The following is a 13,426-nucleotide window of genomic DNA, read 5'->3' as shown; positions in this document are numbered from 1 at the left end:
ACCCCACTCGTGGGGGCTTCAGGTGGGTCAAGGGAGCGTAGCTCCTTGTCGCAAAGGTCGGCTTTGCTGACCTGCGAAGTTAAAAATAGTTTCCCCTATCCCTTAAAAATCAGAGCCCCTTCCCAGTTTGGCATTTTTATTTTTACTCCAAATTTTCGCCAAAAACTCCTTCGAGTTTTTTGTTGCGAAAATTTTGTGGCGTAAGCCACCCATTGAAAGGCTTTTACAAGGGGTTGGGGGTTGTTAAGGGGGAAGGGTAAGGTAGCTTCGCTCTTATTTTTCGTAGCATCATTTAACTATCACGCTACTCATCTGCCAAAAAGCATCCCCCTTCCCACTTAAAAATAAATTCTTAACTTCGCACGGCAACAAGTCGCCGTTTGCGACAGGGAGTTACACTCCCTTGACCCACCTGAAGTCCCTACTGCGTAGGGTGACCCCTATTTGCTTCAAATTTGTTTTATAAAATCTGAGCGAAAGCTCAGCAACCTTGAAAGGCTTTTATAAAATTTTCGCTATAAAAATTATCAAATTTAATATTTAAAATCCAATTTTAATCTATTGAAAATTTAATTTTATAAATGCTTAATGCGCTTTTGGATATAATCTAGCCTAATCATTTCTAAGGAAACCTATGAAAGAAATAATACTAGTAGGCCGTCCAAATGTCGGTAAAAGCTCACTTTTTAACCGCTTAGCTAGACAAAGAATTGCTATAACTAGCGAAGTTAGTGGCACTACAAGAGATACAAATAAGACTGAAATTCAAATCAATGATAAAAGCTGTATATTAATAGATAGTGGCGGAATAGATGAGAGTAATGAGCTATTTATAAATGTCAAAAATAACACATTAAATGCTGCAAAATACGCCGATATCATAATCTTTATGGTAGATGGCAAGATGCTTCCTGATGATGTGGATAAAAGGTTATTTTACTCTTTATTAAAATTAAATAAGCCAATTGCGCTTGTGGTAAATAAAGTTGATAGCAAAAAAGATGAGGAGCGTAGCTGGGAGTTTAATGAATTTGGCGCTAGTGTGGTTTTTAATCTATCTGTAAGCCACGCTACTGGGGTTGATGAGCTTTGTGAGTGGATCTATAAGCAACTACCAAAATCAAATTTAAAAGCTGACGCTGATGAATTTGATGAGTTTTTAGAAGATTTTAATGATAATGGTGAGTTGGATTTAGACAATAAAGCTATAGATTATGAGAATAAAAATATAAAAGTTGGTATAGTCGGCCGTGTAAATGTAGGCAAATCAAGTCTATTAAACGCACTTGTAAATGATAATCGCTCAGTAGTAAGTAGCATAGCTGGGACTACGATTGATCCTGTCAATGAGAGTTTTGTCTATGATGGTAGGGTCTTTGAATTTGTCGATACTGCTGGGATTAGAAAGCGTGGCAAAATAGAAGGGATAGAGAAATACGCCCTAAATCGCACCCAAAAAATCTTAGAAGTAGCCGATATAGCTCTGCTTGTACTAGATGCGAGTGAGCCATTTACAGAGCTTGATGAGAGAATCGCTGGGCTAGTGGGGAAATTTGAGCTTGGTGTGATTATCGTGCTAAATAAATGGGATAAGGAGCATGATGAGTTTGATAAGGTCGCATTTGAGATTAGAGATAGATTTAAATTTCTAGCTTACGCCCCGATTATTAGTGTTTCAGCACTTGGTAAAAAGCGAATTCACAAGCTCTATCCACTCATAAAAGAGATATATCAAAACTACACTCAAAGGATTAAAACTTCAGAGCTAAACGCACTTATAGAAGAGGCTGTGCGAACTCACCCTATTCCTAGAGATCATGGCAAGATTGTTAAGATTTTCTATGCGGCTCAGTTTGGATTTGCGCCACCAAAGATCGCTTTAGTGATGAATAAGCCTAGATCTTTACACTTTAGCTATAAAAGGTATTTGCTAAATAAGCTTAGAGAGAGATTTAGCTTAAATGGAACTCCAGTAGTTTTAATACCAAAAAATAAGGGCAAAAATGAGACAGACATATAAAAATATAATTTTAATAGGATTTATGGGCGTTGGCAAGGGTAGCGTAGCTAGGGTTTTAGCTCGTAAGTTAAGAGTTTTTGCTATTGATGGAGATGATTTGATAGAGAGCTTTGCTAATAAAAAGATTAAAAAAATCTTTGAAGATGATGGTGAGGCTGAGTTTAGAAAGATAGAAAAGAGCCTAGCTAAATTCTTAGAAAAATCCGTAAATGGCTCTGTTATATCCACTGGTGGGGGATTTTACAAGGTTAAAAATTTAAATAAAATTGGCACCGTAATCTACCTAAAATCAAGCTTTGATAAGATAATGGAGCGTATCGCAAATTCCCCAAATGCGGATAAAAAACTAGCCAAAAGACCGCTTTTAAGCGATTTATCTAAGGCTAAAGCCTTACACAAAGAGCGTGATGAGGCTTATGCTAAAAAGGCTGATTTAATCATAAATGTAGAGAATAAAACTCCAGAACAAATAGCTACAAAAATCATAAAATTGCTAAATAAAAAGTATCTAAAAGGATAAAATTTGAGAACTCTAACAGGACTTCAACCATCTGGCAAACTCCACTTAGGCAACTACTTTGCTAGTATCAAGCCGATGATAGATAGGCAAAATAGTAGCGATGATGAGATGTTTATATTCATAGCTAATTACCACGCTATGACCTCTTTAAATGACGCTAAATCGCTCAAAGCTAATACCATAGAGGCTGCTGCTGCATTCTTATCACTTGGGATAGACCCTAATCGCTCTACATTTTGGGTTCAAAGCGATGTTAAAGATGTCTTAGAGCTATATTGGATACTATCTCAGCTTACACCAATGGGGCTAGTAGAGAGAGCTCACGCTTATAAAGATAAGGTCGCTAAGGGCTTAGAGGCTAATCATGGATTATTTAGCTACCCTATTTTGATGGCGGCTGATATTTTGCTTTTTAATGCTGATAAAATCCCTGTAGGAAAGGATCAAATCCAGCATGTAGAGATAGCACGAGATTTAGCACTTAAATTTAATAACACCTATAAAGAGATATTTACCCTACCTAAGGCTGATATAGCTCAAGATCTAGCCACCATACCAGGGACTGATGGGGCTAAAATGAGTAAGAGCTATAAAAATACAATTGATATATTTAGCGATGCTAAGACGCTTAAAAAGCAGTGTAATTCGGTTGTAACTAATAGCACTCCCCTTGAAGAGCCAAAAGATTGGCAAAGTTGTAATATTTATGCGATTGCTAGGCTATTTTTAAATGAAAAAGAGCTAGGAAATTTACAAGATAGATATGCTAAAGGTGGCGAAGGATATGGGCATTTTAAGGCGTATTTAAATGAGCTTGTGTGGAATTATTTCGCACCTGCTAGGGATAAATTTGATTACTATATGAATAACCAAAATGAGATTATAGAGATACTAAATGAAGGTGGCAAAAAGGCTCAAAAAATATCAAATGAAACAATGGAAAAAGTAAGAGATTTTGTAGGAATTTATTAAGGAAGGATTATGATAAATTTAAGATTGATAGAGACAAATTATGATGAATTTAATGCCAAATTAAAGGCTAAAAAGGTTGGTGATGGAGTGCTTGCTAATCTTTTAGAAGCTTATAATTTACTTAAGGCTAAAAAGCTTGAACTAGAAAATCTTCAAGCCATACAAAACTCAAAAAGCAAAGAATTAGGCATAAAATCTAGAAATAAAGAGGATATAAGTGAGCTAAAAATGGAGCTTGAAGCTAATAAAAAAGATCTTCAAGCACTATCTGGCGTGGTAAATGAGCTAGAGTTAAATTTAGAAAAAATAGCCAAAAGCGTGCCAAATATCATAGATGATGATGTTCCGCTAGGCAATGATGAAGATGATAATATCTGTATTTTAAATGTTTTAAGCCCAAGGGAATTTGACTTTACCCCAAAAGAGCACCACGAGCTAGGCGAAGCACTTGGGTGGCTGGACTTTGCTACTGGGGCTAAGATATCAGGAAGTAGATTTACAATTCTTAGAGGCGATGGGGCTAGGCTCTCAAGAGCGCTTGTAAATTTTATGATTGATTTTAATACAAGCCGTGGGTTTGAGCTTGTTAATGTGCCGTTTTTGGTGAGTTCAAATACTCTTTATGGCACAGGTCAACTACCTAAATTTGCTGAGGATTTATATAAAGTAGATGGAGAAGATCTATATCTCATCCCTACAAGCGAAGTTCCCGTAACAAATATATATAATGATGAGATTATACCAGCTGATAAACTACCTATTAAAATGACTTGCTACTCATCTTGCTTTAGACAAGAAGCTGGGAGTGCTGGGCGTGATACTAGGGGTATGATTAGGCAACATCAATTTGAAAAAGTGGAGCTAGTAGCCATCACTAAAGCTGATAAAAGCGATGAAATGCTAAGTGAGATGGTAAGCTGTGCTAGTGATATGCTAACTGCTCTTGGCTTACCGCACCGCCATATGATGCTATGTAGTGGAGATCTGGGCTTTAGTGCTGCTAAGACAATTGATTTAGAAGTGTGGCTACCAGGTCAAGGCAAATATAGGGAGATTAGCTCAATCTCAAATACTCGTGATTTTCAAGCTAGACGCGCTAAAATCAGATATAAAGATGATAAGAAAAATCTTTTAGCCCATACGCTAAATGGCTCTAGCCTTGCAGTTGGTAGAACGCTAATTGCCATAATGGAAAATTATCAAAATAGCGATGGCTCAATAACTATTCCAGAAGTTTTGAAAAAGTATTTCTAATTAGGAATTTAAAGTGGCAGATGAATTAACAGAGTTAGAACAAGATGGGCAAGAAGTAGTAATCCTAGATAAAGATGCGGATTCTAGCGATGATATTGTATCTATAGAATCCACAGAAGCACCCGCTCTAAATCCTACTACAGATGAGGATTTAAAAGATATAGAAGATAGTGATGATACGCCAAAATCTCAACTTAACAAAAGGCTAATAATTATAATAGTCTCTGGTTTATTGGCTCTAATTTTGTTAATTACTATTATTATATTCTCAAGCTCTAAAGAAGAAACCATTCAAACCCAGCCAAATTCGCAAAAAGATGTAGAACCTATCACCATACCTACAATAACGCAAAAATTTCAAAATTCCAAAATCGATAGTATGCTAATCAAAGCTAATAAACTATACGAAAGTGGCAACAAAATCGAAGCACTCAAACTATATGAAAATATCGCACTATATAATGAATCTCTATCTAAATATAATCTTGGCGTATCTAAGATGAATCAAGGGCTATTTAAAGATGCTATTGAGACATTTAAAGAGGCCATTAGCAATAACGAAAATATCACAGTAAGTGCTATTAATATAGCAGTGTGTGCTTTGGAAATTGGCGATGAAGAGCTATTTAAATACTATATTGACTTAGCAAATGCCTTTATAAACAGAGATAGTGATGTAAATTTATATGAGTTTTATAATGCATTAGTGAGCTTTTACCGCGGATTTTATATAGAGGCTTTACACACTTTAGAGCTATCAAATTCAAAATATTACACCAGTCAAAAAGAGTATCTAAGATCAAAAATCCTAAGCTATCTCCACGAAGATAAAGAGGCGATTAAAGCCATTAAAGCCGCTCAAGACTATGATATAAACTTACCTCTTGGGCTTTTATACGCACGACTTGGCGAGTATAAAGAGGCTAAGCAGTATCTAAATAAAGCCCTAATAGATGAGAAAAACGCCCCATTAACCCATCTAGCCATATCTTTAATCGATCTTAAAACAGGGGAATTTGCCTCCACAGCTAAAATCTTAAAAATGCTAAATGATTATAACTCCACCTTTATACAAGATACATATCCTATTAAAACCATATTAAATCCAGAGCTATTTGATATAAATTTAGCACAAAAAAACTACGATACAAATAGATTTTTTAACCAAAATACCCTATATCAAATTCTATTTTATTTCACTCCATATAAGGCATTTGACCCTAAACAGACAATTGAATATATCAGAAAAGGTGGATTAAGCCTATTTGTAGATGAAAATAGCGTAGCAGATGAGTATCTAAAAACTAGTGGAGCAGTATCCAAAGCCAACGCAATGCTATCTCAAGCCATATTCAAAGCACTTAATAATAATTTAAGAGAGGCAAATAGCGACTTTTTAGAGATTACAAAACTATACCCAAATCACTCAATTGTCCAATTCAATCTAGCTCTTACATTTGCTCAGCTTGGGGATTTTGCTCAAGCATACAAGCACTTTGTTACTAGCTATCATCTTGATCCGCTAAATTATATAGCTGGAGCCTACGCTATAATAACTGCTCAAATGATAAGCAAAGATTCAAGGCGTCTTACAAATGAAGTGCTAGATAATATAGAATTAGACCCAAATTTAGATCAAAATAATATCTACAAAGCTATGATTCAGCTCACTCAAGGCAATGAGAGTGCACTAAATAACTGGCTAGATCAAAACCGCAATGATAGTGTTCTAAATATCGTATTTAACATAATTTCAGCCTATGTAACCAAAAGAAGTGAGATTATAGCTCCAGCTACTAGCAAGTTAAACGAAAAGCTACCAAATGATGTATTAACCAATATTATATACTCAGCTACTAGATTTGATACTAAAAATATTAAAAATTATGCTAAAGATATTCAAATCAAATTTCTAACAACAAAACTAGATAAAGGCGCACTGTATGGTGGTGCTTCTATCATAAGAAGTGAGTATATAAAGCTTTTACAAATTGCAGGGCTTTTACATAAAGAGCGTGAAAGTATCGTAGCTGATCTAAAAGTCTCTACTAAAAATACTAAAGATATTTTATACACTTTAGCATATCTAGATCTATTCACAGGTCACTATGAAGAGTCCTACACCATATATAATGAGCTAATAAATAATGAGAATATAGATGACGCAAATACGCTATTTTTAGCCAGTGTAGCAAGCATTGGAGCTAATCACCCAGATAGTGCTATTGGTTATTTAGAACTTGCTAAACTCACCAATCCAACCTACAGCGAAGCTAGATTAGCCCTTGGGTTATTATATCAAGAAGTTGGAAATATAGAAGCTGCTATAACCCAGTATAATGGACTAGGCGATAGCGGATATAAAAGTGAGTTTTTCACTTTTAAATTAGAATAACCTACCTAATATGTCCCTCGCCCCTAATGATATACTTATATGTCGTTAGCTCATCAACGCCCACAGGGCCACGGGCGTGCATTTTCCCAGTGCTAATACCGATCTCCCCACCAAAGCCAAACTCGCCACCATCGCTAAATCTAGTTGAAGCATTCGCATACACACAAGCACTATCAACTAAGCTTAAAAATCTCTCACACGCACTATAATCATCGCTTACTATAGCTTCGCTATGACCGCTACTATGCCTATCTATATGCTCTATAGCATCATCAAATCCACTTACTACCTTTAAATTTAGCTTAAAATCCAAATACTCATTATCATAGCTATCCTTGCTAGCCTCTTGGCACTCTATTATCTGATTAGCTCTTTTACAACCATAAATTATAACCCCAAATTTATCTAGCTGACTTTTTAATAGCGGTAAAAACTCACTCGCCAAATCTTCATCTACTAGCACACTCTCAGCAGCGTTACACACTCCAGGGCGTGAGCATTTGGCATTTATACATATATCTAAGGCTTTTTGGATATTTGCAAATTTATGTATATAGATATGGCAAACGCCTTTATCGTGCTTTAGCACAGGCACGCTGGAGTTAGAGCTTACAAATTTCACCAGCCCTTCGCCACCTCTTGGCACCACCAAATCCAGATATTTATCCATTTTGATAAAATCCAAAACCTCATCTCTGCTAATATCAAAATACTCAACACAACCGCCATACTCTTTTAAGCTATCTTTGATAATCTCCACAATAGCCAAATTTGTATTTATCGCCTCTTTCCCGCCTTTTAACGCACATCCATTAGCGCTTTTAATAGCTAAAGCCACAACTTCAGCCGTTACATTCGGGCGAGATTCATATATGATAGCAATCACTCCAAGCGGGACGCTGATTTTTTCTATTTTTAAGCCGTTTTTTGCTATCCAGCCATCTTTTATTTTGCCTATTGGATCTTTTAATAACGCTATATTTTTAATGCTTTTGGCTAAATTTTTTATGCGATTTTCATCTAATTTTAATCTATCTTGAAGTGCTAAGCTTAGATTCTTAGCATTTTGTAAATCTATAGCGTTGGCTTTTATAATCTTATCTATATTTTGCTCTATAGAATTAGCTATATTTTCTATTAAATTTGCTCTTTGATTTTGGTTTAAAATTTGTAATTTTTTGGTAGATTTTTTTAATTCTTGTAATCTTTTTTCCATAGCTCTGCCTAAATTTTTTTATCTATATTAGCAAGTTTTTATTAAATTTACCCTTTTATTCTCTCTAAAAATCTCTCCAAAGCACCACTTTGACCAATGCGATATAGAGCAAAATCATATTTAATCGGATCATTTGGGTCAAAAATCGCAAGATTATTGCTAATTTGCAAAGCGGCCTTATAATCATAGCTTTTTCTATCACAAAGCCCAATTGCTTGAGTAACTTTATGAGTGTGAGTATCAAGCGGTAAGATCAAATTTGATTTATCAATACTCTTAAAAACTCCAAGGTCAATATCCCTATCCCTTACCATCCATCTAAGCCACATATTATAGCGTTTATACGGGCTTTTTGGCTCATTTTCAAAAACCTTGCCAAAGAAAAACTCATACCCACTAGAGCGATAATTATTTAGCTGATATAATGACTTTATAAGCTCGTTTATACCATAAATTACCTTGCCATTTTGTGTATTACTAGATATTATATACTCGAAATTTAACTCCCTAGCCCTAGACATAGTGATAAAAATCTGCGCTACATCAACGATATTTTGAAATCTATACAACCAGCCATTTTTAATCACAAAATCATAAATCTTGCTCTCGTCTAAATTTAAAATATCAAACTCCAAACTATTTAAAAACTTCACAATCGCCCTAGCATTTCCATAGGCAAAAAGAGCACAAATCAGCGTTTTAATTGGATCATTTTTAAATTTCCTAGCCACTTGCAATGGATCAGCAGCACTATACAGACCATCTATACTATTTGCTCTAGCTAACTCATCATCTAAAGCTAGTTTAAGCCTATCCATCACTGCTTAATACTCAAAAGCGAATTAAGCATTTGATCTACCGTGGTGATGATTTTAGCAGCTGCTCCATAGCTACTTTGAAAGCGAATTAAATTTGATAGCTCCTCATCCATATTTACCCCGCTAATGCTTTGGTGCTGGGAATACACACTAGCATATAGCGATTGATTTGTTGAGTTTAGAGCTATTACAGATTCAGTTCTACTAGCTATATCAGAAGTTAAATAGCGATAATACCCAACGATACTCTCATTTTTCACACTACCATCTTTATTTACAAAGTCTATCTGTTTGGTTTGGAGCTGTATCATCTCATTTGCCATAGTGTTATCGCCATCGATTGGGGCTTTATTTCCTTTAATTTTTGAGCTATCAGCTCTTAGGCTTTGCTCTACTTGCATATTTGCTGCCTTATCCCCTTCAAAGAATTGACTCATACCAAACACACCAGCAAAATTAGTCCCATTATCCTCAATCGATATAGTATATTCACCCTCAGCTTGTTTAGGCAAAAATCCCAAATGCCCCATACCAGTTTTCTCATCATATGTATATATCGCTTCAAAGTAATCATCTAAGTCATTATTTAGGTTGTTATCATTATTCCCATCGACATTGGAGTTAAACTGCGATACGATCGAATTTCCTTGCCTTGTATCATTCATTGTAGTTGAAGCGTCGATATTTATCTGTTTTGTAGCGACAATTTTTCCACTTGTATCATACACATTTACAGTAAAGCTACCATTTTTGATATATGAGCTATGATTTTGGAGTGGTGTTTCTGGTAGCATATTTTTTAAATCCGCACTTGTCATAGAGTTTTGTGCTGATAGGGCATAAATATTATTTGTATTTACTATCATAGTAGTAGCAAAGGTATCTAAATTATTTCTAAAATCCGTAATAGTCCCATCAGTTAAATTCCCATCTCCATCAAGATTTCTACCACGCATATCAAGCATCGCACCTAATTTACCATTGGTGATTTTGCTACTCATCTCTATTCTAGTCTCATCATTTAACTCATAATAAATAGTAGCAAATCCATCTTTTGAGCCTTGCGTATCTAACTTCAATGGATGGAAATTTGACCCTTCTACTATGGTAATGCCATCTATACTAAGAGTATAGTCCTTACCTTGGTCTGTCATACTGCCACCATATCTACTATCAGAGAGTATATCATTTTTAAAAGTTGATATATTTAGCAAATTTGCCATTGTAGATTCTAGTTGGTCGCGCTTATCTCTAAGGTCATTGGCATTGATTGTCCCGCCTTTAGTCTCTACTGCTTGAATTTGCTTATTTAAATCAGCGATTTGCTGACCAAGGCGGTTAATCTCATCAACTGCCAAAACTATATCGTCATTGATTTTAGAGTGAATGCTCTCTAGCTGATAAGCTGTATCGTTTATCCTATTTGTTAGGGTTGTGGTGATATTTAATAAATTTGCCTTTTGGCTTGCTTCATATGAGTGAGAGGCAAAATCATTCCACGCTTGATAGTAATTTTGTATATCATTTAATAAACCAGTATCTTGCAAATCTGGAAATCTCTGTGCTATCTCTTTTAAAACCTGCTCTTTATATGCCGTGCTCTCCTTATTTGAAGAGGCATTTTTAAGCTTAGTAAAAGTAAATTCATCGTGAATTCTAACAATTGTATCAACCTTAACCCCAAGCCCTATATCTCCAGGAGCCGAGTGTAACGGACTAGCAGCAGATTGAACAACCCTTTGCCTTGTATAGTAATCACTATTTACATTTGTGATATTATGGCCTGTTACTTGAATTTGAATTTGAGCTGCGTTCAGTCCGCTTACTCCTGTATATAAAGAATCGAAAATTCCCATATCAAACCCTTAATTTAAGTAGTTTTTCAGCATCTGCTAAGCTAGAGTTTTTACTATCTCCATATGAACTAGCCATATTTTGCGCTCCCATCATCGCTTTTAGCAAAGAGTCGTAAAATTCCTTGACTACCACTACAGATTTAGCATACTCCTTATTTACTTTATGAAGTCTCTCTAAAGAGCTTCGTAAATCGCCTAGCCTATCTTTTATCTCATCTGATAAAATACTAGCAAGATCTGTTCCACTACTAGCTTGTGCGAGTTTGATTAATTCGTTATCTAATTGCGATTTTGTCTTTTCAAATTTACGGACTAACTCATTTTTTTTCTTAGTGTGCTCATCTACAGATGAGTGGTCAGCTTTTTGAATGTTTTGTATATCTTGATTTGTGATTGAAATTAGCTCTTCAAGCTCTGCTATAGCTTCATCTAAGTATTGTTTTATCATATTTTGCTCCTTTTAACTCAAAGGAGCAAAAATTACATCAAAGAGTCGGCAATCTTCTTAGAAAGGGCGTCTATATCTATCTTATATTCGCCATTTTGTATCATCGCAGATAACTCTTTTATCTTGTTATTAGTGCTACTTTGAGTTTGTGTTATATTTTCGTTTTTCTTATTTTCGTTTTTTGGTGTTGCTATGCTACTATATATACCACTTGCTTTTATAGAACCTATCATTATAAATCCCTTTTTAGCTAATTTCATTTAAGCTAAATCGGAAAAATTCAGCTTTTATTTAGGCTCTGGCTTTTAAAAAATCATATAGCATTTGCGAAAATCCAAATCCACCGCTTAATGCCCTACTCATCGCATCATTATACATTGAGTTATAAATTTTATCTCCTGGGTCTTTTGAAAATAGTGGATTTTCATTTTTTAAGGCAATATCCAAAACCTCTTTAACCAAAAACGCCTCAAAAGCATCAGTTTGCTCCCTAAGTGCTGCGTCATCTATAGCTCTTTCTTTTCCTAAATTTTGCGTATTTGCTGCGTCATATGCATTAAGCGCAACACTTGTATCTACTCTCATTATATCACCTCTACACCAGCGTGGATTGCTCCAGCTCGTTTTAAATTCTCAATAATAGCTATTATCTCTTTTGGGGTAGCACCTAGCTTATTTAACGCTCTTGTGATATTTGCCACCGTGGTATCCCTTTCATTTATCTTAATCATATTTGTATTGGTATTTATAGCTACATTACCTATATCTACATCGCCATCAGCCAAGGCAGCTGGATCAAATCCGCCATTATCAATCTGTATTGTGATAGCTCCATGCGAGATTATCACAGGCTCAACCTTGATATTTACCCCGCTAACTACCGTGCCAGTTCGCTCATCGATTATAATCTTATCTTCAGCCTTATAATCCATATCAATGTCAAGCACACTAGCTAAAAACTCAACCATACTAATCCTATCAGGCTTTGTCAAACTAATCGTCCTAGGGTCTAAAGCCACCGCAGATCCACCGCCAAATTTAGCTATAATCGCATTTTGCATATCAATCGCAGTTTGAAAGCTAGAGTTTTTTAAACTCAAATTCGCATTTGGCTTATTGTATATATCATACACAACCTCTTTTTCTACCAAAGCTCCACTTAATATAGTCGCAACCGTTGGGTGATTACCACCCTTTGCTGTAGAGCCACCAAGTGTCAAAGCCCCTTGTGCTAAAGCGTATATATCGCCATCAACGCCCTTTAACGCAGTTAGCAATAGCGTTCCACCAATTAAATTTTTCGCATCGCCAATGGAGCTTACCGTTACATCTAAGCTATCGCCTTGACGGGCAAATGGTGGCAACTTCGCCGTTACCATAACCGCAGCTGTGTTTTTAGATTTAATATCATTTGGATTTATTTTGACATTTACCGTTTGAAGCATATTTGATAGCGATTGAATGGTAAATTCGCTACTACTACCATCGCCAGTGCCATTTAAACCAACTACCAAGCCATAGCCGATAAGTTGGTTTTCACGCACACCAACAACACTAGCTAAGTCTTTAATAACCGCCGCCTTAGCCGCCACCGCTATTAAAAGCCATAAAAGTGCGATCTTTAGAAGTTTCATACAAGCCCTTTATCTAAATTTTTACACTTTAAGCAATTATTATTCCTATTTTTACTTCGCAGCTGAGCTAAGCCCAGCTTTACGACAAGCCCCATCGGCTTGACCCCGCACTAAAGTCCCTACTTCGTAGGGTTACCCTTATTTTTAACTTCGCAAACTAGCCAAGCTAGTCTTTGCGATAAACTTTAGAAAAGTTTAATCAAACTAAAGTCCCCACAAGTGGGGTACCCCTTATTTTTAACTTCGCCACACGAGCTAAGCCCAGCTTTGCGACAATTTTTTTAATTTCTTTT

12 protein-coding genes are annotated in these 13,426 nt (G+C 35.7%); 5 read left to right on the top strand and 7 right to left on the bottom strand.

Annotation, left to right across the window (positions count from 1 at the left end):
* Positions 1-634 precede the first annotated feature (634 nt).
* The 5 genes from der to CSUIS19073_RS07465 are packed head-to-tail and all read left to right on the top strand — an operon-like array spanning position 635 to position 7,161.
* A complete protein-coding gene (gene der / locus CSUIS19073_RS07485) occupies positions 635-2,020 on the top strand; it encodes a ribosome biogenesis GTPase Der (protein WP_086242621.1) in 1,386 nt (461 codons plus the stop codon).
* A complete protein-coding gene (locus CSUIS19073_RS07480) occupies positions 2,004-2,540 on the top strand; it encodes a shikimate kinase (protein WP_086242622.1) in 537 nt (178 codons plus the stop codon). The genes der and CSUIS19073_RS07480 overlap by 17 nt, the downstream gene beginning before the upstream one ends.
* Before the next feature lie 3 nt (positions 2,541-2,543).
* Entirely contained in the window at positions 2,544-3,512 is a 969-nt protein-coding gene (gene trpS / locus CSUIS19073_RS07475) for a tryptophan--tRNA ligase (protein WP_086242623.1), read from the top strand.
* Between the two features lie 9 nt (positions 3,513-3,521).
* Positions 3,522-4,766, top strand: coding sequence for a serine--tRNA ligase (serS, locus tag CSUIS19073_RS07470; protein ID WP_086242624.1), 1,245 nt, complete (start codon positions 3,522-3,524; stop codon positions 4,764-4,766).
* 13 nt (positions 4,767-4,779) lie between these two features.
* Positions 4,780-7,161 (top strand): hypothetical protein, encoded by a 2,382-nt coding sequence (locus CSUIS19073_RS07465; RefSeq protein ID WP_086242625.1) that lies wholly within the window; start codon positions 4,780-4,782, stop codon positions 7,159-7,161.
* 1 nt (position 7,162) lies between these two features.
* On the opposite strand, the gene CSUIS19073_RS07460 is transcribed toward CSUIS19073_RS07465, so the two are convergent.
* Genes CSUIS19073_RS07460 through CSUIS19073_RS07430 form a run of 7 tightly spaced genes read right to left on the bottom strand, consistent with a single transcriptional unit; the run spans position 7,163 to position 13,133 of the window.
* Complete coding sequence (locus tag CSUIS19073_RS07460; RefSeq protein ID WP_086238114.1) at positions 7,163-8,377, bottom strand: glutamate-5-semialdehyde dehydrogenase; 1,215 nt, start codon at positions 8,375-8,377, stop codon at positions 7,163-7,165.
* A gap of 47 nt (positions 8,378-8,424) precedes the next feature.
* Positions 8,425-9,195 (bottom strand): TIGR02757 family protein, encoded by a 771-nt coding sequence (locus CSUIS19073_RS07455; RefSeq protein ID WP_086242626.1) that lies wholly within the window; start codon positions 9,193-9,195, stop codon positions 8,425-8,427.
* Positions 9,195-11,051, bottom strand: coding sequence for a flagellar hook-associated protein FlgK (flgK, locus tag CSUIS19073_RS07450; RefSeq protein ID WP_086242627.1), 1,857 nt, complete (start codon positions 11,049-11,051; stop codon positions 9,195-9,197). Before flgK ends, CSUIS19073_RS07455 begins: the two co-directional genes overlap by 1 nt.
* Before the next feature lies 1 nt (position 11,052).
* Complete coding sequence (gene flgN, locus CSUIS19073_RS07445) at positions 11,053-11,499, bottom strand: flagellar export chaperone FlgN (RefSeq protein ID WP_086238108.1); 447 nt, start codon at positions 11,497-11,499, stop codon at positions 11,053-11,055.
* A 32-nt stretch (positions 11,500-11,531) separates the two neighbouring features.
* Complete coding sequence (locus CSUIS19073_RS07440) at positions 11,532-11,732, bottom strand: flagellar biosynthesis anti-sigma factor FlgM (protein ID WP_086238106.1); 201 nt, start codon at positions 11,730-11,732, stop codon at positions 11,532-11,534.
* Positions 11,733-11,790: 58 nt separating this feature from the next.
* Positions 11,791-12,084, bottom strand: a complete 294-nt coding sequence (locus CSUIS19073_RS07435) for a rod-binding protein (RefSeq protein WP_086242628.1) — start codon at positions 12,082-12,084, stop codon at positions 11,791-11,793.
* Entirely contained in the window at positions 12,084-13,133 is a 1,050-nt protein-coding gene (locus tag CSUIS19073_RS07430) for a flagellar basal body P-ring protein FlgI (protein ID WP_086238103.1), read from the bottom strand. The genes CSUIS19073_RS07435 and CSUIS19073_RS07430 overlap by 1 nt, the downstream gene beginning before the upstream one ends.
* Positions 13,134-13,426 lie beyond the last annotated feature (293 nt).

It is taken from the genome of Campylobacter sp. RM19073, from assembly GCF_024723495.1.
Taxonomy (GTDB): Bacteria; Campylobacterota; Campylobacteria; order Campylobacterales; family Campylobacteraceae; genus Campylobacter; species Campylobacter porcelli.
Note: the sequence above shows the minus strand (reverse complement) of the source record. Positions and strands in the feature narration are given on the sequence as shown.

Excerpts from the sequence above, each read along its gene's own strand:
- CSUIS19073_RS07435 (WP_086242628.1), bottom strand. The coding sequence starts at position 12,084 with ATGAGAGTAGATACAAGTGTTGCGCTTAATGCATATGACGCAGCAAAT.
- flgN (WP_086238108.1), bottom strand. The coding sequence starts at position 11,499 with ATGATAAAACAATACTTAGATGAAGCTATAGCAGAGCTTGAAGAGCTA.
- der (WP_086242621.1), top strand. The coding sequence starts at position 635 with ATGAAAGAAATAATACTAGTAGGCCGTCCAAATGTCGGTAAAAGCTCA.
- serS (WP_086242624.1), top strand. The coding sequence starts at position 3,522 with ATGATAAATTTAAGATTGATAGAGACAAATTATGATGAATTTAATGCC.
- CSUIS19073_RS07460 (WP_086238114.1), bottom strand. The coding sequence starts at position 8,377 with ATGGAAAAAAGATTACAAGAATTAAAAAAATCTACCAAAAAATTACAA.
- CSUIS19073_RS07480 (WP_086242622.1), top strand. The coding sequence starts at position 2,004 with ATGAGACAGACATATAAAAATATAATTTTAATAGGATTTATGGGCGTT.
- CSUIS19073_RS07440 (WP_086238106.1), bottom strand. The coding sequence starts at position 11,732 with ATGATAGGTTCTATAAAAGCAAGTGGTATATATAGTAGCATAGCAACA.
- flgK (WP_086242627.1), bottom strand. The coding sequence starts at position 11,051 with ATGGGAATTTTCGATTCTTTATATACAGGAGTAAGCGGACTGAACGCA.
- CSUIS19073_RS07430 (WP_086238103.1), bottom strand. The coding sequence starts at position 13,133 with ATGAAACTTCTAAAGATCGCACTTTTATGGCTTTTAATAGCGGTGGCG.
- CSUIS19073_RS07455 (WP_086242626.1), bottom strand. The coding sequence starts at position 9,195 with ATGGATAGGCTTAAACTAGCTTTAGATGATGAGTTAGCTAGAGCAAAT.